This is a genomic window from Pseudomonas extremorientalis, from assembly GCF_001870465.1.
Lineage (GTDB): Bacteria > Pseudomonadota > Gammaproteobacteria > Pseudomonadales > Pseudomonadaceae > Aquipseudomonas > Aquipseudomonas extremorientalis.
Genome location: NZ_MDGK01000015.1, coordinates 205141 through 223856, shown reverse-complemented (window position 1 = coordinate 223856; position 18716 = coordinate 205141). Strand labels below are relative to the sequence as shown.

Sequence of the window (18716 nt, the reverse complement as noted above, 5' to 3'; positions counted from 1 at the left end):
GGCGGTGTATCAGAGACAGAAAAGCTGTCTGACCCACTGCAATCGGGGGCAAGCCCCCTCCCACATTTTTATCCCGGTTGAGTCAGCGGACGATCTTGTCGACCTGAATGCCCAGCTTCTTCAGGCGATACCAGAAACTGCGCTCGGAAATCCCGATCTTCGCCGCCGCTGCGGCCTGCACGCCATTGCTCTCCTGCAACGCTGCCAGAATATAGGCCTTCTCCACCTCTGCCAGCGCCGCATCCAGGTCCTGGGGAATGCCCGGCCCATCGCTGAGGATCGCCGTCACGCCGCCCTCGCTCGGTTTGGATGCAAACAGATAACCCGGCAGGTCGATATCCTCGATTACCGGTGACGCCGCCACGATGGTCGCGCGCTCCACGCAGTTCTGCAGTTCACGGATATTGCCCGGCCAGTGATACGCCGCCATGGCCTGCAAGGCTTCCGGGCTGAAGCCAGTGATGCGTTTGCCGGCGGTGGCACTCAGGGTGTGGGCGAAGTGGCGGGCCAACGGCGCGATGTCTTCCACCCGCTCGCGCAAGGCCGGCAACGGGATCGGGAACACGTTGAGGCGGTAATACAGGTCTTCGCGAAACTCTTTGTTGGCCACCGCGTCCAGCAAATTCTTGTTGGTGGCGGCAATCACCCGCACGTCCACCTTGCGCTCGCGCGGGTCGCCCACCGGTTCGATCACCCGCTCCTGCAATGCACGCAGGATCTTCGCCTGCAACGCCAACGGCATGTCGCCCACTTCGTCGAGAAACAACGTGCCCTTGTCGGCCTGCTGGAAGCGCCCTACCCGGTCGGCCACGGCACCGGTAAACGCGCCTTTGCGATGGCCGAACATTTCGCTTTCCAGCAGTCCTTCCGGGATCGCCGCACAGTTGACCGCCACGAACGGCTGGTCGGCACGGCTGCCGTGTTTGTGGATGGCGCGGGCGACCATTTCCTTGCCGGTGCCGCTTTCGCCGGTGAGCAGGATGGTGGCGCTGCTGTCGCGCACCGAGTCCACCGCCTGCAGCACTTTGCGAAACGCCGGGCTGTCGCCCACCAGGCTGTCGAACTGTGCGTGCTCGTCCAGTTCGGCGCGCAGGCGCGCGTTGTCGCGCATGATGTCGCGAAACTGCAGGGCCTTGGCCACGGTGATGTCCAGCTCGTCGATATCGAACGGCTTGGCGATGTAGTCGTAGGCGCCATTGCGCATCGACTGCACGGCGTTTTTCACGGTGCTGTAGGCAGTCATCACGATCACCGGCACGTGGGGGTAACGCACCTTGATCTCGGCCAGCAGCGCCGGCCCGTCCATGCCTGGCATGCGCCAGTCGCTGATCACCAGGTCGATGTCTTCCTGCTCCAGCACCTTGAGCGCGTGCAGGCCGTTGCCGGCGATGAACACCTGCACGTTGTTCTGGCCCAGGGCCGACGCCAGCAGGTCGCAGAGCTTGGGTTCGTCGTCGACTACCAGAATGTTATGCGTCATGACTGTCCTCGTCGTCTTCGCCCATCGCCGGAATGTACAGGCTGAACGTGGCGCCGGCATCTTTTTCACTGGCGCATTCGATGCTGCCGTCGTGACTTTCCATGATCGAATAGACTTTGGCCAGGCCCAGCCCGGTGCCCGAGGCCTTGGTGGTGACGAACGGGGTAAAGATACGCTCGATCATGTCCGCCGGAATGCCCTGGCCGGTGTCGGCGATGCTGATCACTGTGTTGTCGTCCACCGAGCGAATGCCCAACGTCAGCCGCCCGCCTTCGGGCATCGCGTCGACGGCGTTGAGAATCAGGTTGAGACACGCCTGCTTGAGCTGCTTGGCGTCAGCATAGATGGTCGCTCCCGGCGCCTGGTCATCGACATGCGCATCGATCGCATGGGTGGCCAGTTCCGGCGCGCAAAAGCCGAGGATCTCGTCCACCAGCGCGCGCGCCGGCTGCAACACGCGCAGCGGCGGGTTGGGCTTGGCGAAGTCGAGGAACTCGGTGATCAGGTCGTTGATGCGGCTGACCTCACTGACCACGTATTCCAGGTGACGCTTGTCGGTTTCCGGCAGATCGGCACGCCGATGCAACAGTTGCGTGGCTGTCTTGATGATGCCCAGCGGGTTGCGGATCTCGTGGGCCAGGCCCATGGCGACTTCGCCCAGGGCGTGCAGGCGATCGCGTCGGCGCAACTGGGCCTCAAGGTAATGCAACTCGCCCAGGCGCTCGGTCATATGGTTGAAGGTGCTGCTCAACTGCGCCAGCTCATCGCCGCCGCTGACCGGCACACGGTGTTCGTAGTGACCCGAAATCACCGCGTCCACACCTTGGGACAGGTCGCGCAGCGGTTTGGTCAGGCGCCGCGACACCAACACCCCGGCCGCCAGCGACAAGGCCGAGCTAAGCAGGAAGATCAGCACGAACAGGTTGCTCTGGTTGACCAGCCCGACCAGGCTGGTGTGGCGCAGCAGACCGCTGAAAATCACGCCCTGCAAATCCCCCGCATCATTGAAGATCGGCCAGTACAGCCCGCTGTAGTTGTTGGTGAACTGCTCGCTGGGCTGGCGGGTGCTGCGCATCGCCGCTTCGACGCTCTTGGGGATGCGCGAGGGGTGATCCACGAAGCGCTGGGTCGAGAAGATCTCGGAAAAACCGTCGGGGTTGGCCAGGTACAGGCGCAGGTCGAGGGAATGCACATCGGCCACGCTGGTGAGGAAACTGCTGTCCAGGTAGGTGGCGACCAGCAACAGGTAGTCGACACCGTCACGGCTGGTTTCAAAGGTCGACACCACCAGGCCGGTATTCACCCCGGCCACCTGCACGGTCTGCAACACCGCGTTGCTGGTCAGGTTGATCTGTTTGACGATGTCATCGGAGGCGGTGCTGAATTCGACCTTGTGGTCGCTGGCGCGAATCAGCGCCACCACGTCGATGTCGGTAGCGTCGGCAATGTCGGCGGTCAGGCGGTCGTGCTTGGCGGCTTGCCGGCTTGACGGCGGGCTGGTGTAGCGCAGGAACAATTTGGCCATGCGCGCGTTGTCGTGAAGGATGTCGCCGATTTCGTCCTTGACGATCTTGGTCGACTCCTGCAGCCAGATGCGCACGTTGCTGTCGAAGATCTGCGACAGCGTGGTCGCGGCCAGCTCAGCCGCGATCATGGTAGGAATCACGCTGACCAACCAGAACGCCAGCACCAGCTTGCGCTGGACGCTCCAGCGCGAAATGGCAAAGGGGCGGGCTTTCTGGCGGGTCTTGGTGATCATCAGGTTTCGCTTATCGCAGCAGCCATGGCAGGGTCGGAACGGTCCGGTCGAATAAACAGTTTTACAAGCTTGAGCAGGCCGTTGACCAGCCGATTGCGGTGACGAAAAAACACACTGTTGCCCTGGAACTCGCAACCCAGGCGCAGCTTACTGGCATACCCGGCCTGGCCGCACTCATACACGGCAATATTGTGTTGAATACAGTAGTCGACATTGGTCAGCCAGCTGCGGAAGTACAGGTTGTAGTCGCGGGTGAACGCCACGTCATGCCCGAAAAACTTGTCCACCAGCCGGTGTTGGTCGACCAGCACCAGGTTAAACGCCACCAGTTGCTCGTCCACCCAGTAAAGAACACAGACCGCGCGCTCATCCAGGCGTTCGAGCACACCGGTGAAGTAACCGGCGGGCAGCCGTTCGAACTGCAACTCGGCACGCGTGAGCGTGGCCTCGTACAAGCGCATCACCTCGGGCAGCACGTCGTCGATATTGCGCCGCCACTCCACCCGCGGCCCCGGCGCACGCAGCTTGCGGCGCAGGTCCTTGCGCGTGGATTTGCCCAGCGAACCCAGGTAGGCATCCACCGAGCCGTACGGCAGCGGCAACACGCCGGTGGGCAAGCTTGGCATGCTCTGGAAGCCTGCCGCGCGGCAGCTCTGGAGCCAATGCGGATCCTTGCTCGGCGCATCCTTGACCGCCACCAGGCCGATGCCGAAGTCATCGGCATCCTGGCGGGCGGCGCCCAGCAGGTGCTTGAGCAACAGCGGACGCTGCGCATCCGCCACGCTGCTGGCGAAACCCACGTCGCAGCGTTCGGCCACCGGCGATCCGAGGGCATACAGCCCCAGTTGCAAAAGCCCCGGCCACAATCGTTCGACACGTTCGGTCAAGCGCTTGCCGGCGCCCGACACCGTGGTGTCGAGGCGATAATGCGTGATGAACGCGGCAGCCACGGCCACCAGCGTTCCATCCTGATAAACCGCGAGATAACGCCACTGGAAATCATCAATGGCCGCGTTTTCCACGGCTACGTAATAGTCCCAGTCCTCCAGGGCACCCGGGAAACAGTCGTTCCAGGCACTGCGCTGGATAGCCCGGATGGTCGGGAAGGCTTGGGCGGTGATCACATCGTGTCCTTTGTCAGAGTCTATGGCGGAGAGCGGGCTTGTTGTGGCGAGCGGGCTCGCCACAAAGTGAACTGGCGCCCATGGCGGAGGTGTGTTGTTCGACGAAATCGGCGCTCAATTCGATCACCCGGCGGTATTGCAGGTCGACGGTGATCATGTGGTAGCAGTTGTCCAGCAGGATCTTGGTCACCGGCCCGCCGAGGTGGCGTTCCACGTAATCGGCGTTCCAGCGGCTGGTGATGTCGTCCTCGATGGAGTGCAATACCAGCGCCGGTACGTTGATCGACGGCATGCGTTTCTTGACCACGGCGTTCATCCAGTGCAATTCACGCACCGTCACGCCCTCCATCGTCAACAGGCCCGCCTCGCTGCTTTCGCCTTCCTTCATCTGCCGTTCAACGATGGCGCGCAGGCGTTCGTTCTTGATGCCGTAGGGCGGCTTCTCGGTAAAGCGGAACAGGCGCACGCCGAACGGGATACGGATGAGCAACGGCGTGATAAACGCCATTTTGTTGATGCTCCACCCGTCGTACTTGAGCGTGGTGGAATACATCAGCAAACCGGCCACCTGGCCCGGATGCTCCGACGCCAGGTACATCGACATCACCGCGCCCATCGACAAGCCGCCGACAAACACCTGCGCGTGGCGTTGCTTCACGCCCACGAAGGTCTTGCGCACGCCTTCGTACCAGTCCCGCCAGCCCGTGGCCTGCAGGTCGCTGTTGTCACCGCAGTGCCCGGCCAGGGTGGGCACGTACACCGTGCAATTGCCCACCTTGGCCAGGCCCTTGGCGACCTGGCGCAACTCCGTCGGGGTGCCGGTCAGGCCGTGGATCAACAGGATCCCGACCGGACCGTCACCGAGAACGAAACCGGCATCACCTTCACCGAGGTCGATCCCGACGCTGTTCACCGGTTGGTCGCCCGCACCAGCAGTTGCTCGAGCAGCTTCAGGCCCAGCTCGATTTCCGGGTAGCTGATTTCCAGGGACGGTGCCAGGGTGATCACGTTCTTGTAGTAGCCGCCCACGTCGAGGATCAGCCCGAGTTTCTGGCCGTCCACCACCATGTCGCCTTTCATGCCTTCTTCGACCATGTAGTCCAGGGTCGCCTTGTCGGGGGTGAAACCATCCGGGGCGCAGATTTCGCAGCGCAGCGCCAGGCCCAGGCCGTCGACATCGCCAATGATCGGGAAACGTTTCTGCAGGTCCTGCAGGCCTTCGAGGAAGAACTTGCCCTTGGCCATGACCATCGCGCCGTAGTCGATCTCGTTGGTCATCTTGAACATTTCCAGGCCTACCGCCGTGCCCAACGGGTTGGAGGCGAAGGTGGAGTGGGTCGAACCTGGCGGGAAGATCTTCGGGTTGATCAACTCTTCACGGGCCCAGATGCCGCCCAGTGGGTTGAGGCCGTTGGTCAGCGCCTTGCCGAACACGATCACATCCGGCTGCACGTCAAAGTGTTCGATCGACCACAGTTTTCCGGTGCGGTAGAAGCCCATCTGGATCTCGTCGGAGACCATCAGGATGCCGTGTTGATCCAGCACGTGCTTCAACTCGCGGTAGAAGTTCATCGGCGGGATCACGTAGCCGCCGGTGCCCTGGATCGGCTCGACGTAGAACGCGGCGTATTCGCTGGAGCCGACTTTCGGGTCCCACACCCCGTTGTATTCAGTCTCGAACAGGCGGGCGAATTGCTGCACGCAGTGGCTGCCGTATTCTTCCTTGGTCATGCCTTTGGGGCCACGGAAGTGGTACGGGAACGGGATGAACTGCGCGCGCTCGCCGAAGTGGCCGTAGCGACGACGGTAGCGGTAGCTGGAGGTGATCGACGAAGCACCCAGAGTGCGCCCGTGGTAGCCGCCCTCGAAGGCGAACATCAGGCTCTTGCCGTTGGTGGCGTTACGCACCACTTTCAGGGAATCTTCGATGGACTGCGAACCGCCGACGTTGAAGTGCACGCGACCGTCGAGGCCGAATTTCTTCTTGGCATCGACCGCGATCATTTCCGACAGCTCGATCTTGCCCTTGTGCAGGTACTGGCTGGCAATTTGCGGCAGCGTGTCGATCTGCTGTTTCAACGCGTTGTTCAGGCGTGGGTTGGCGTAGCCGAAGTTGACCGCCGAGTACCACATTTGCAGGTCGAGATAGGCCTGGTCTTCGGTGTCCCACACGTAGGAGCCTTCGCAACGGCTGAAAATACGCGGCGGCTCGATGTAGTGAACGGTGTCGCCGTAGGAGCAATACTTGGCTTCTTTGTCCAGAAGGATCTGGTCTTCGGCGGTAGCGATACGGATATCAGACATGATGGAAGAGTTCCTGGTTGTCAGCAGTAAAGGTGGTGGCGTTGGCGGCGATGCCCTGAGGCAGCAGGGCCAGCAATGCAGGCAGTTCGGCAAAGGTGTCGAAGCGTGCGTGAGGAATGTCGTTGGCTTCGCAGTACTTGGCGAGGCTGCCCTTGGCGAACACGAAGTCGGCGGTGGAGGCCACGCACATGTCGGACTTGCCGTCGCCGATCACCAGCACGCGCTTGTTGCGTGGGGTGGACTTGCACTTGCAGTTGCCGGAAGCGGCACGGCAGGCGTCGCTGGCATACGGGAAGTCGATGCGCCAGCTGTTCTGGTCGACCTGGCGCAGGCGGTTGGCAAGGATCGGCAGCAAGGTCACGTAGTTGCGCGACAGGATGCGGGCGATGCCCTGCTCGATGCCGTCGCTGACCACTTCGATGGTCGCACCCAGTCCCATGACGTGGTCGACGAAGTCGGGGAAGTCCGGGTCGATCTCGACGCTGTCGAAGTACGCCAGCAGCTCGGAAGGTGTGGCCTTGATCAGCGCCAGTTGGCGGCTCAGGCATTCGCGTGAACCGATATGCCCATCCAGCCATTCCTGTTCGATGGTTTCCCACTCGGGGCCGGCGAAGCGTTGGAGGACGTTGTCGATGACATCGGTGGGGGTAATGGTCCCGTCGAAGTCACACACGATATGCCACTGGATCATCGTTGTTTACCTTGGAGGAGCGCGCTGTATGCGCTTGCACCAGAGGTAGAGCAGGGACTGTGCCAACTGGCCACCACCCAGCAGGGCTGGGGCTCTGGCGCGTATCGAGGGCGGAATGTGTCGTCGAAGCTACAATTTTTGTAGCTTGCTACAAACAAGATGAGTGCTTGCGTGAAGCGGGCCCTTCGCGCGTTCATGCGCACGTAATCAATCAAGGAACCTGACCATGTACAGGATCACATGCGCTGCATTCGCCGGTTTGCTTGGCCTTTGGAGCTTTTCAAACGCTGCCCTGGCCGAAGGCATCACCGGTGAAGTGGGCGCAGGCATCAGTTATCAACCCCATGACCCCACCGCCAGCCGCTACGAAGTCCGCCCCGTGCCCTACCTGGACCTGGATTGGGGCAGCGTCAGCCTGGGCACCGATGACGGCTTGACCTGGAGCGCGCTCAACACCCACGGCTTTACCGCCGGCCCCTATATCAACTACCTGTCGGGGCGCACGTCCAATGGCGATCTGCAAGGCCTGCGCAATGTGTCGGACATGGCCGAGGTGGGTGGCTTCGTCCAGTACGCCCCGGCTGATTTCTGGAGGGTCTACGCGCAATTGGGGCAAGCCGTGGGCGGTGGGCATTCGCAGAGTGGCGCCCTCGGCAAACTGGGCGGCGAACTGGGCTACCCGCTGGGCGGTGGGATCATCGGCAGCAGCGGGCTGGTTGCGCATTTTGCCGATGCACGCCAGACCAACACGTTTTTTGGCGTGGATGACAACGAAGCCGCTTCCACCGGCTTTCGTCCCTACAACGCCAGCGGTGGTTTCCAGAACCTGACGCTGACCCAGAGTTTCGAATTTCCCCTGGCTGCCAACTGGTCCTTGCTGACCAGCGCCAGCTGGATTCACTTGGTGGGATCGGCCGCCAACAGCAGCATCGTCAAAGAGACCGGCGATGTGAACCAGGGCCAGGTGCAGACGGCCATCAGCTACAAGTTCGATTAGGTTGGTCTGGGGTTTGCAATAAGGTGCTGGAATCCACTTTTCCAGGACACTCTTCATGGCTCGCCCCGCTTACCGCCTGCTCCATCACTCGCTCTGGGACCTGGTGCCCATCGCCCTGGGCCTGGCGCATTTCGCATTTGTCGTCTGGCTGGTTGCCGCCTTCCATCACCTGAGCTGGTGGGCCCTGGTGCCGCTGGCGCTGCTTTACGCAGTCAGCCTGTCGTGGAGCATCAACAGCATCTCCCACAACCAGATCCACAACGCCTACTTCACCCATCGCGCCATGAACCGGGCCTTCGACCTGCTGCTGTCGGTGACCATCGGTTTCTCCCAGACGCTCTACCGCGACATCCACAATCGCCACCACCGTGGCAACGCCGACCTGCCGGGGCCGGACGGTAAAACCATCGACCCGCTGTCGATCTACCAGCGTGGCCATAATGGCCAGCCGGAAAACCCGTGGGCCTATACCTTCCTGAGTTTTTTCCGCGACGATCCCAAGCCGTTCTACGCCGAAATGACGCGCAAACGCCCGGCCGATGCGCGCTGGGTGAAAGTCGAGATCGGCGTGACCGTGGCGTTCTACATCGCGCTGGCGTTCTACAACTGGCAGGCGGTGCTGTGGCTGTTGCCGTTCTGGTACCTGGGCCAGTGCCTGTCATCGCTCAATGGCTACTACGAGCATTTCGGCGGCAACCCAAACCTGCCGATCGCCTGGGGCGTGAGTTCCTACAGCGTGCTGTACAACCTGATCTGGATGAATAACGGCTACCACGCCGAGCACCACTACCGGCCGAAGATGCACTGGACCCAGGTGAAGGCGTTTCATCGGGAGATTGCCGAGCAGCAGCGGGAGGCGGGGGTCAAAACACTTCCGGTGTCCCATGGCCTAGGGTTTTTGGTGAAACACCGCAAACCCTAGCCACTCAGTTTTCTTCGCCCTCTGCCAGGAGGGCGATACCCCCGATGATCACCGCCACCCCCACCCAGTGCAGCGGGCTGATATGTTCCCCCAGCCCCAGCCACGACCCGAGCAACACCACCACAAACACCAGTGAACTCAGCGGAAACGCCAGGGACAGGCTGCTGCGCCGCAGGATCAGCATCCATACGAAAAACGCGCCGATGTAGCTGGCAATCGCCGCCAGGATCCCAGGGTTGCGCGCCACTTGCGCCAACCACTGCCAACTGAAATCCATCTGCCCCAGTTGATCCCCGGCTACTTTGGTAAACAACTGGCCAGCGCTTTCGGTGCAGATCAACAAGGCCCACAGCACCACCGTGCCCAAACGCCCATGCAGCCATCCGGTATTCATCGTTTGCGTACTCATGCCTGACTCCCTGCAATCGCCACCAACATCACGCCCAAGGTAATCACCAGCGTGCCAAGCCAACGGCGCCGGCTGACGGTTTCGCCCAGCACCACCTTGCCCGCCAGCACCACGCCGCAATACGCCAGCGCGGCCGCCGGAAACAGCAGGCTCAACGGTGCTCGGGACAACGCTTCGAGCCACACGAAAAATTCGACGGCATAGGCGCCGATCCCCGCCCACAGCAACGGCGCATTGAACACCTGGCCCCAGAACGCATTCAGGCGAAAACCGCCGTCCAACTCCGGCAAACGGTCCAGGCCGATCTTGAAACACAGCTGGCCGATCACATCGAGCACGATGGAAAACGCCACCAGCAACACCACGGTCAACGTCACGGGAACAGCTCCTCAAACAGATCAATCAGGGCTTCATTGGTCGCGGCATTGCGCTGCAAGTCCTCGGCACTCCAGCGTTCGGGCGGCGGCTGGTCGGACTTGGCCTCCCAACGCTTGAAGGCATTGCTGAACGCCGGCGTGGCGAACTCGCCGCACACGTCGATGCCGATGATGCGCTTGCGCGCCGCCAAAGCCCGCAAGGCTTGCAGCAGGTGGCTAAGGCGCATGCCGCCCTGATCCCAGTTGGTGGCGGCGTCTTCGCTGGCGAGTACGTCTTTGTCGAGGGTGATCCAGATTGCCTCGGTGGGCAGTCTGTCGATCATCTGCTCAAGGAACGCCGCCCAGTCCAGCTCGGCCAGGTTGCGCCAATGCAGGTGGTTTTCCCGCTGCTGGTGACCAGCGCCGTCCCCTACCCGCCCCCAGACTTTGGAGGGCGCATGCTGCCAGGGAAACAGCTGCAATTGCCCGCGTTTGAGGGCACCGAGGTTGCCGCCGCGCAGTTGCGGGTTGTGCAGGTCGTCGCTGCACGGGCCGAGGGTGACGATGCGTTTGATCGCCGGCATTTTCAACGCGCGATTGACCCACGAACCACAGTGACGCTTGGGCGCAAAGCGCACCCAGTCGGGGTGGTTGTCGAAGTGGATCAGGCTGATGGGCTCTTTCAAATCAGCCAGGAATGCCGGCGTGAGGTGGTGATAATCGCCGGAGCCGACAAACAGGATTTCCGGCCGTGCGTCGGAAGGCCGGGGCCGTTGGGCCAGGCGTTCGGCGAAGCGCTTCCAGGTTTTTTCGGTGGACCACAGGCGCAGCTTGGGGCCAAGGTCCAGCAGGTCGATACGATGGGCGCGCCCACTGGCCAGGCGCCGGGCAATCGGTGCCTGGCCGGTGAGGCTGTGGTCGAGGTCAAGAATGTTCAAGGCAGTGTCCCCTAAGGCTTTATGGGGTCAATGCAAGGGACGGGCCAGCACCTGTCTCAAGACCAATGGAGAACAATGTGGGAGGGAGCTTGCCCCCTCCCACATTTTGACCTGCGTTCGGCGTTAGTTTTTGGATTCGCTGATGATCTGCCGGATCGCGCCTACAAAAGCTTCCGCCGGCTGCCCACCGCTGACGGCATATTGATCGTTGAACACGATGGTCGGCACCGAGGTCACGCCACGGGAGATCCACAGTTGTTCCTGTTCGCGGACTTCGGCGGCGTACTCGTCGCTGGCCAGAATCTCGGCCGCACGCTGGATATCCAGCCCGACGCTCTCGGCAATGATCGCCAGCGTCGCTTGGTCGGACGGGTCCTGCTGGTCGGTGAAATACGCCTTGAACAACGCTTCCTTGAGGTTGTATTGCAAGCCCTCCAGCCCGGCCCAATGCAACAGGCGGTGCGCGTCGAAGGTGTTGTAGATGCGGCTCTGGCCGTCAGTGCGGAAGGCGAAGCCCAACCCGGCGCCCATGTCGCGGATGCGCTCGCGGTTAGCCTGGGATTGCTCGGCGGTGGAGCCATATTTCTCGGTGATGTGCTCGACGATGTTCTGCCCTTCGGCGGGCATGTTCGGGTTCAGTTCGAACGGCTGGAAGTGGATCTCGGCTTGCACGTCGGCGCCAAGCTGGTCGAGGGCTTCGGTCAGGCCGCGCAGGCCGATGATGCACCAGGGGCAGGACACATCGCTGACGAAATCGATTTTCAGGGGAGTACTCATGGCAGGCAACCTCGCTGGCAGTAATGCGCCGTAAAGGTTGCACGATACACCAATGTCACAACACCTTCGAAGGCTCGCCCAGGTCAATCTGCGCCCAGTGCGCCGCATCTTCCCGATGGGCTTGCAGGTACGGCAACACGGCCGTCAACAGGGGCGCCTTGAACGCTTCCTGGAACCGATGGGCCATGCCGGGAATCAGCTTCAACTGGCTGCCCTGGATATGCGCCGCCAGGTGCACGCCGTGCATCACCGGCAACAACGGGTCGGCCGTGCCGTGCACCACCAGGGTCGGCACGCGCAATTGGTTGAGCAACGGCACGCGGCTCGGTTCGGCGAGGATCGCCATGATCTGGCGCTTCACGCCGTCCGGGTTGAAGGCGCGGTCGTAGGACAGCGCCGCCTGGTGCAACAGCGCCTGGCGATCATCCTTGACGTTCGGGCTGCCCAGTGCGGCGAGCAAGTCGGCCTGCTGCTCCAGGGCCACTTCACGATTCGGCGCGCTGCGTCGCGACAACAGCTGTACCAGCGCGGCATTCGGCGCCGGCAGGCCTTCGGCGCCGGAACTGGTCATGATCAGCGTGAGGCTTTCGACCCGCTGCGGCGCCATGGCGGCCAGGTGCTGGGCGATCATCCCGCCCATGCTCGCGCCGAGTACGTGGAATTGCTGGATCTGCAACGCGTCCATCAGGCCTATGGCGTCATCGGCCATGTCGGTCAAGGTATACGGAGCCGCCACCGGCAGGCCGAGTTTGTAGCGCAGCACTTCGAAGGTCAGGTTGGCATTGGCCGGAGCCTGGCGCCAGGTAGACAGGCCGACGTCTCGATTGTCATAGCGGATCACCCGGAACCCTTGCTGGCACAAGGCGACGACCACCTCGTCAGGCCAGTGGATCAACTGTCCGCCCAGGCCCATCACCAGCAGCAAGGCAGGGTCGGACGCACGGCCGATGCTCTGGTAGGCGATGCTCACCTGAGCCAGGTCGACCGTTTGGGTCGGGACATTCACATCACATCGAGAAGCCGCAAAAGACGGCAGGCCGAACACTAAGGCGGCCAATAAAAACAACACACGCATGGAAAACACCGAAACGCAGAACCCCAGTAGAGCGCGAGTCTGATGAAGTTTGTTCAAGCGCGCTGCCACAGTTGCGTGACAGTTTGATGAAGAGTGCTCAACGGTCACTGTCGACAGGGCTTACAACATGAGACAAACTCACGTCATTCCGATTCGTCACAAATTGTATTCATGGAGAGTCCGTGCTCGAAATCCGTCACCTCAAGACCCTGCACGCCCTGCGCGAAGCCGACAGCCTGGTGGAAGCGGCCGAGCGCCTGCACCTCACGCAATCAGCGCTGTCTCACCAGTTCAAGGAACTGGAAGAACGCCTGGGCATGCCGCTGTTCGTGCGCAAGACCAAGCCGCTGCGTTTCACCAGCGCAGGGCTGCGCCTGCTGCAACTGGCCGACGCCACCCTGCCGCTGCTGCGCGGCGCCGAGCGGGATATTGCGCGATTGGCCGGCGGCACCGCCGGGCGCCTGCACATGGCGATCGAGTGCCACAGTTGCTTCCAGTGGCTGATGCCGACCATCGACCAGTTCCGCGATGCCTGGCCGGAAGTCGAGCTGGACCTGGCCTCGGGTTTCGCCTTCGCCCCGCTGCCGGCCCTGGCCCGTGGCGACCTCGACCTGGTGGTCACCTCCGACCCGCTCGAGTTGCCCGGCATCACCTACGTGCCGCTGTTCACCTACGAAGCCATGCTGGCCGTGGCCAATCAGCACCCGTTGGCGAACAAGGCGTACATCGTGCCGGAGGACCTGCTGACCGAAACCCTGATCACCTACCCGGTGGAGCGTGACCGCCTGGACATCTTCACCCGCTTCCTGGAACCGGCCGACGTGGAACCGGCCCAGGTGCGCACCTCGGAACTGACGGTGATGATGATGCAACTGGTGGCCAGCGGCCGTGGCGTATGCGGCATGCCCCACTGGGCGCTGCATGAATACAGCTCGCGTGGTTATGTGAAAGCCAAGCGCCTCGGCGAAAAAGGCTTGTTCGCGACGTTGTATGCGGGGATTCGCGCCGACATGCTGGATGCACCGTACATGCGCGACTTCCTGCTGACGGCCAAGGACACCTCGTTCTCCACCCTGGATGGCGTCAGCGCGGTTCGCTGACCGCCCCCCATCAAGCGGACGTCGCGCAGCCGGCCAGCGATTCGCGGTAGAACGGCAGGATCAGGTCGCGGGTCAGCGGCGCCAGGTGCAAGCCGCCGTCGCCCATGGGATCGATCCAGCGTATTTCCTCGATTTCAGCGGCGGGCGTCACCGGTACGTCGATCCGCACCTGGAACAGCTCGGCTTCCACGGTGAAACCCGGCTCGTTGGCGGCCGGCGCCGAGAAGTGCCCCAGGTACAAGGCCTGGCCTGGATCGATATGCAGGTTCAGCTCTTCGTGCAGCTCGCGGGCCAGGGCCTGGGCGGGTTGCTCACCGGCGTCGATCTTGCCGCCCGGCTGCATGAAGGCCTGGGTGCCGCGCTTGCGAACCAGCAACGTGTGGCCGTCACTGCCGATCAGGAGGGCAGCAGCAATGCGGATAATGGTGGACATGCAATAAACCTCAGGCGCAAAAGCGGCAAGGATCACATGGGCATCCGTTGCAGGCAATCGCCCCCGGGCACGCGTTCACCCACACACATGCACCGCAACACGTGCAACCACCCACCCTAGACTCCGAACTCTGATCCAGCCGTGCGCAGCAAGCGCCTTCCATACGAGTTCACCATGTACCAGTCATCGCTTCCCCCCTCAGATGCCCCGGAACCACTCCTGCCGGTCAACGGGCCTGCCGACCTCTCGCAACCCGTGACCCTGCCGGTGGTACCCGCCGCCAACCAGACCGGCGACACCCAGCAAGTGCTGCTTATCCAGGCACTCGGCAGGTTCAATACCCAGACCGACGAACTGCTCCAGCAACAGCCGAATCTTGAAACGGTGTATCAGCAACAGTTGGCTGCCTTGTTTCCTGAATTGCAGCGGCCCATCAATCCCAACCACATTTTCTACAGCCGCTATCGCGAGGACGTACCGGGCCAGAAACAATGGCTGGGCAGCGAACCCCTGGGATCACTGCTGGCCAGGTTACGCGGCCCCGACGCGCAGGCTTATCTGACGCAAGAGAGCGGTGCCTTCTACCGGGAAAGCGGTACCGTGGATGAGGCCAAACGCCTGTCTGCGGCCAGCCCGACCGCCACACTGGCGGGCGTGCTGGAAATCGCCTTCACGGTCAAGCTCAATGAATTCTGGAGAGATCGGGAAGGCGACCAACCGACCCTCGAGGAGCGACTGGTCGACCTGCGCCGACAGGTCCTGGCCCACCAATTGGCCCTGCGCACGCTGGACGGCACATTGTCGGCCGCGTCACGGACACTGGCGGACACGGTATTGAAATACCCCACCGCCGCGGCGCGCAAAAAGGTGTTTCCCACAGGCCCCAGACCTGCCGTGTACCGGCTGGCGCTGGACAATGGCAGCGAGTTCGCCGCCGCGTTCATCCTGAACGCCACCGGTGGCACACCGCCCGTTGGCAACGTACTGCTCTTCAGCCCTGGCGAAGGCTTCGAGGAATTTGAAAACCTGGCGCGGTTGAATGAAACCGTGGCGGCACGTGTGCGCGCCAGCGACCCCGCGGGCCAACGCCTGATTGCCAGCCTGCCGCTGGCCGCTCAAGCACACGCGAGTGACACGCCAATATTGGCGAGCGACCCGCCACGGATCGAGGCCGATGTGATCGCCGACCACGTCCGCTCCCTGCGGGTACGGCAGTACTTCAACACCCGGAAGGCTCTGCGCCAACAGACGTTGCCACTGGCCGGTGAACTCGCTCTGGTTGCCGACCTGGCGCCACACCTGGATGTATCCGCGGCCCTCGCGGCACGCAACCTGCGCCTGGTCGCGCCGCACGACCCCGTCTGGCTGAGCACGGCCAGCCCGGCGGACCAGCAGTTGTACCGACAGCTGGAAACAACCCTGGTCGACAACAATGAGGCGCTGCGCCCACTGCTTGAACAGATTTCGACCCTGCCGGCATTCGCGGAGGATGAAACCCGCAAGGTGCTCAGCCGCCAGAAACCGGAATATGCCAATGTGGACCTGGACGTCCACAAGAGCCTGGTACGACTGCGTGTGAGCACGTCAATGCCAGTCAAGGTCACGGGTTATCGAGACGACGAATCCGAAACGGTCTACATCTGCGAAGACCCACAGCTCGATATTCCCCTGGTGTTGACGGAGCAGACATTGACCTTCGGCACCTGGAACGTCAAAGAAGTCGTGGACCTGCGCACCCTGGGAAGCTATGCCCGGCGCAACATCGATGCGTGGTCGCCCCATGAATTGCACAGAACGATCACCGCCACTGCCGACCTTTTCGACACGCGAGGAGAAAAAGTCGGCAGGCTCGACAACGCAGACCTGCGCGCCCTTGCCCTACAGGCCGACATTGGCCAGCAGTACGCGGCGTACCTCAGGGCGGCGTTCGCGCCAGACGGTGAAGGCCGCGCTTTCGCCAGCGCCTGGCAGCGCGCGAATGCGGCAAGGATGCGCAAGGACGCCTTGGAGAGTCGGCTCAATCCTGCTGTCAACGACCTGTTTATTTTCAAGACACCTGGCGGTGGACTGGACTGGGTACAGGCAGTTGCGCAGCATCCCGACCCCACCACCCGGCCCAAGGTCGGCCAGTTCGATATCGAGGTCAATCTCCTGGTCATGGGAGGCGGGCTTGAAGGGGGCCAGGGAGGCCAGGTGATCAACGGCGTGCTGGTCATTCAGCGCAAGGGCACCAGGCCCGGCGGCGTGTGCGTGCTTTATACACCGGAGGCCCCCGATGATGCGCCCTTCAGGGAATTGGTGCTGGGCCTGGCGGAACTCGATACGCTCAAGGCCAAACCCGAATGGCGTGCCTATTTCAGCCAACGGATGGCCACGCACGATGTGCGCGAACTCTCCCGGGTATTCAATGACACTCGCAGCGTGCACCGTTATGCCCTGACCCCGGTCACCGGCGAACTGCATGCCTATTTGTATTCGGCACACCTGGGCTTTCAGCTTTCCCATGCCGATTACCGTTCGCGGACCAACGCAGAAATTGCCCTCGAATCGGCAGTCAACGGCTTTTTATTTTCCGTCGAAGTGGCTGACTTCCTCCTCGGACTGTCCCTGTTCAAGGCCCTGCGGCGCCTGGCCCACCGCTACATTGTCCGGGGGGTGCGCAACGCGCAGAAGTTGGGGCGCAGTATCCCGGGCCTGATCCGCAAAATCGGCGAAGACAAAAAAGCCTCCATCGTTCTCGCCAAACCCTCGATCCGCCCGCTGGACCCGGCCTGGGTCGATGTCGCAGAGTACCGACTGCCCCACTCGATCGACGCTCTTTTTGACGTCGAAGCGTTTGCCCAAACCCACCATTTTCGACTGTCGCGCGCGATGGGCGCGCTCAGTTTCATGGACAGTCGCAATCAGCATTTTGTCGCGATGATGGGCAACGACGGTCGCTATTACCTGTATGCGTCCCATGTGGAAGAAGGTGCGCGCTTTATCAAGCACCCGACGGGGAATAAGCCGGATTTCATGGTTGTGCCGGGCGATGCAAAAAGCTGGAAGCCACGCTTTGAGCGTACGACACGCGGGGGCGGGTCGGTGTTGGGCGTTCTCGGGGGGCGTACCGCCGAACAGCAAGTGCACGATGACCTGATCGCAGCGATGCGCATCTACTTCTCTGCTACCCATGGCGAAGCGATGCTCAAGGAGGTGACCGTGTCACAGAAACGTCGACTGCTGGACAACGCGCTGGAGCGCCTGAGTGTCGATGAGGCCACGTTTCGCCGTATTGTCTGGGGGCAGCGGGGGGTTCCCGCGCCGCGACTGCGCGAGACGTTATTGAACATTGAATTCGAAGCGAACCTTTATACACACCTGAACAAGACCACCTACTTCCTGTCCGGACAATTCACCCTTTCCAGCGAGGAGATGGAAAATCTGTTTATTAAAATCAAACGAATCGTTGGCCGGAACGACGACTTCTCAAAACACGTCGTGGCATCGATCAGTATTATCGACCAAGATACCGGCGCCACTTTCGTCGGTTATGCGTTCACCCAGAAACAGCTGAACAGCCTGACCAAGTTCGATAATAAGTTTCACTTGTCCACCTGGCGGCAGGAAACCCTCGAGGCGTTTGTGAGAGAAAAAGGACGCACGAAGATCGTCCAGGACATCGCTACACAACACAACATCAGCTTTAACGAGGCCTTGAAGAAACTGCTCGAGGCCCAGAGTATCCAGGAAGCCTTGGAAACGTTCAGGATCGAACGGCGCCGTGAGTTTTTACTGAAGCTCGGCGTCGATTCATTTTCAGACGATTTCAAAAAAGCCGGCATTCCCTACATTGTCTTGTCCCACGGCGAAAGGACCGGAGCAGTCTCCAGTTTCAAGGCGGTGGACAGCGTGACGGTCGCGGAATTTGAAAGAACCATTCCCAAATTCTCAACGCCTTTGGAATTTCAACCCGCACACCCGCCACTTCCTCGCGGTGAAAGGCTGCCTCAAAGGCCACAAACCCCTGTGCCACCGAGCCCCGTCACCCCCTCGGGCGACGGGGCGGCCCACATCGTCAGGTTCGACGAGCTGATGGAAACCCAACTGTCTCTGCTGCCAGCCAACGCCAAAAGCAAAATCGACGAAATCGTTCAGGACATTCAAGGAGGACGGGTCAGCGGCAAGAAAATCGGCAGCTACAGCTACGTGGATCTGCCGCAACTGGACCCAGGCGCCGGGCGCGGTCGATGGCGAGTGGCGCTCGAGAAAACCGGGAAAGACGGTGAGAAAGACGTGTACGTGCTCAGGGGCATCATCGACTATCACGGCAGCCGGCGTAAAACCTGGGGCCTGTAGGCAAACCGGGCCC

At 61.8% G+C, this 18716-nt stretch carries 16 protein-coding genes; 4 read left to right on the top strand and 12 right to left on the bottom strand.

Annotated elements, in window-relative coordinates; genetic code table 11:
- Window positions 1–82 precede the first annotated feature (82 nt).
- The 6 genes from BFN10_RS04740 to BFN10_RS04715 are packed head-to-tail and all read right to left on the bottom strand — an operon-like array spanning window position 83 to window position 7358.
- Entirely contained in the window at window positions 83–1480 is a 1398-nt protein-coding gene (locus BFN10_RS04740; protein WP_071488699.1) for a sigma-54-dependent transcriptional regulator, read from the bottom strand.
- The gene (locus BFN10_RS04735) at window positions 1470–3239 is read right to left on the bottom strand and encodes a sensor histidine kinase (protein ID WP_071488698.1); all 1770 of its coding nucleotides are present in this window, start codon (window positions 3237–3239) and stop codon (window positions 1470–1472) included. Before BFN10_RS04735 ends, BFN10_RS04740 begins: the two co-directional genes overlap by 11 nt.
- The gene (locus tag BFN10_RS04730) at window positions 3239–4363 is read right to left on the bottom strand and encodes a GNAT family N-acetyltransferase (RefSeq protein WP_071488697.1); all 1125 of its coding nucleotides are present in this window, start codon (window positions 4361–4363) and stop codon (window positions 3239–3241) included. The genes BFN10_RS04735 and BFN10_RS04730 overlap by 1 nt, the downstream gene beginning before the upstream one ends.
- A 13-nt stretch (window positions 4364–4376) precedes the next feature.
- A complete protein-coding gene (locus BFN10_RS04725; RefSeq protein ID WP_071488696.1) occupies window positions 4377–5276 on the bottom strand; it encodes an alpha/beta hydrolase in 900 nt (299 codons plus the stop codon).
- On the bottom strand, window positions 5273–6667 hold the full coding sequence (locus BFN10_RS04720) for an aspartate aminotransferase family protein (RefSeq protein ID WP_071488695.1): 1395 nt from the start codon (window positions 6665–6667) through the stop codon (window positions 5273–5275). The genes BFN10_RS04725 and BFN10_RS04720 overlap by 4 nt, the downstream gene beginning before the upstream one ends.
- Entirely contained in the window at window positions 6660–7358 is a 699-nt protein-coding gene (locus tag BFN10_RS04715) for an MtnX-like HAD-IB family phosphatase (protein WP_071488694.1), read from the bottom strand. Before BFN10_RS04715 ends, BFN10_RS04720 begins: the two co-directional genes overlap by 8 nt.
- A 226-nt stretch (window positions 7359–7584) precedes the next feature.
- On the opposite strand from BFN10_RS04715, the gene BFN10_RS04710 reads away from it, so the two are divergent.
- The gene (locus BFN10_RS04710; protein WP_071488693.1) at window positions 7585–8355 is read left to right on the top strand and encodes a MipA/OmpV family protein; all 771 of its coding nucleotides are present in this window, start codon (window positions 7585–7587) and stop codon (window positions 8353–8355) included.
- A 55-nt stretch (window positions 8356–8410) separates the two neighbouring features.
- A complete protein-coding gene (locus BFN10_RS04705) occupies window positions 8411–9277 on the top strand; it encodes a fatty acid desaturase family protein (RefSeq protein ID WP_071488692.1) in 867 nt (288 codons plus the stop codon).
- 4 nt (window positions 9278–9281) lie between these two features.
- On the opposite strand, the gene BFN10_RS04700 is transcribed toward BFN10_RS04705, so the two are convergent.
- From BFN10_RS04700 to BFN10_RS04680, 5 genes are all read right to left on the bottom strand, one after another.
- Window positions 9282–9686 (bottom strand): DMT family transporter, encoded by a 405-nt coding sequence (locus BFN10_RS04700; protein WP_071488691.1) that lies wholly within the window; start codon window positions 9684–9686, stop codon window positions 9282–9284.
- Entirely contained in the window at window positions 9683–10063 is a 381-nt protein-coding gene (locus tag BFN10_RS04695) for a DMT family transporter (protein ID WP_016977488.1), read from the bottom strand. Before BFN10_RS04695 ends, BFN10_RS04700 begins: the two co-directional genes overlap by 4 nt.
- The gene (locus BFN10_RS04690; protein ID WP_071488690.1) at window positions 10060–10980 is read right to left on the bottom strand and encodes an arginase family protein; all 921 of its coding nucleotides are present in this window, start codon (window positions 10978–10980) and stop codon (window positions 10060–10062) included. The genes BFN10_RS04695 and BFN10_RS04690 overlap by 4 nt, the downstream gene beginning before the upstream one ends.
- 123 nt (window positions 10981–11103) lie before the next feature.
- Window positions 11104–11757, bottom strand: coding sequence for a DsbA family oxidoreductase (locus BFN10_RS04685; protein ID WP_071488689.1), 654 nt, complete (start codon window positions 11755–11757; stop codon window positions 11104–11106).
- Window positions 11758–11812: 55 nt separating this feature from the next.
- Window positions 11813–12832: an alpha/beta fold hydrolase gene (locus BFN10_RS04680; RefSeq protein ID WP_071488688.1), complete on the bottom strand. Its 1020-nt coding sequence runs from the start codon at window positions 12830–12832 to the stop codon at window positions 11813–11815.
- 182 nt (window positions 12833–13014) lie between these two features.
- Between BFN10_RS04680 and metR the strand changes: the two genes are divergently transcribed.
- Complete coding sequence (gene metR, locus BFN10_RS04675; protein WP_071488687.1) at window positions 13015–13932, top strand: transcriptional regulator MetR; 918 nt, start codon at window positions 13015–13017, stop codon at window positions 13930–13932.
- A 10-nt stretch (window positions 13933–13942) separates the two neighbouring features.
- On the opposite strand, the gene BFN10_RS04670 is transcribed toward metR, so the two are convergent.
- On the bottom strand, window positions 13943–14365 hold the full coding sequence (locus BFN10_RS04670; RefSeq protein WP_071488686.1) for an NUDIX hydrolase: 423 nt from the start codon (window positions 14363–14365) through the stop codon (window positions 13943–13945).
- Between the two features lie 174 nt (window positions 14366–14539).
- Between BFN10_RS04670 and BFN10_RS04665 the strand changes: the two genes are divergently transcribed.
- A complete protein-coding gene (locus BFN10_RS04665; protein ID WP_071488685.1) occupies window positions 14540–18703 on the top strand; it encodes a dermonecrotic toxin domain-containing protein in 4164 nt (1387 codons plus the stop codon).
- The last annotated feature ends 13 nt before the right edge of the window (window positions 18704–18716 follow it).

Coding starts and splice junctions, on each gene's coding strand:
- BFN10_RS04735 (WP_071488698.1), bottom strand. CDS start 3,239: ATGATCACCAAGACCCGCCAGAAAGCCCGCCCCTTTGCCATTTCGCGC.
- BFN10_RS04680 (WP_071488688.1), bottom strand. CDS start 12,832: ATGCGTGTGTTGTTTTTATTGGCCGCCTTAGTGTTCGGCCTGCCGTCT.
- BFN10_RS04700 (WP_071488691.1), bottom strand. CDS start 9,686: ATGAGTACGCAAACGATGAATACCGGATGGCTGCATGGGCGTTTGGGC.
- BFN10_RS04685 (WP_071488689.1), bottom strand. CDS start 11,757: ATGAGTACTCCCCTGAAAATCGATTTCGTCAGCGATGTGTCCTGCCCC.
- BFN10_RS04740 (WP_071488699.1), bottom strand. CDS start 1,480: ATGACGCATAACATTCTGGTAGTCGACGACGAACCCAAGCTCTGCGAC.
- BFN10_RS04705 (WP_071488692.1), top strand. CDS start 8,411: ATGGCTCGCCCCGCTTACCGCCTGCTCCATCACTCGCTCTGGGACCTG.
- BFN10_RS04715 (WP_071488694.1), bottom strand. CDS start 7,358: ATGATCCAGTGGCATATCGTGTGTGACTTCGACGGGACCATTACCCCC.
- BFN10_RS04665 (WP_071488685.1), top strand. CDS start 14,540: ATGTACCAGTCATCGCTTCCCCCCTCAGATGCCCCGGAACCACTCCTG.
- BFN10_RS04720 (WP_071488695.1), bottom strand. CDS start 6,667: ATGTCTGATATCCGTATCGCTACCGCCGAAGACCAGATCCTTCTGGAC.
- BFN10_RS04710 (WP_071488693.1), top strand. CDS start 7,585: ATGTACAGGATCACATGCGCTGCATTCGCCGGTTTGCTTGGCCTTTGG.
- BFN10_RS04670 (WP_071488686.1), bottom strand. CDS start 14,365: ATGTCCACCATTATCCGCATTGCTGCTGCCCTCCTGATCGGCAGTGAC.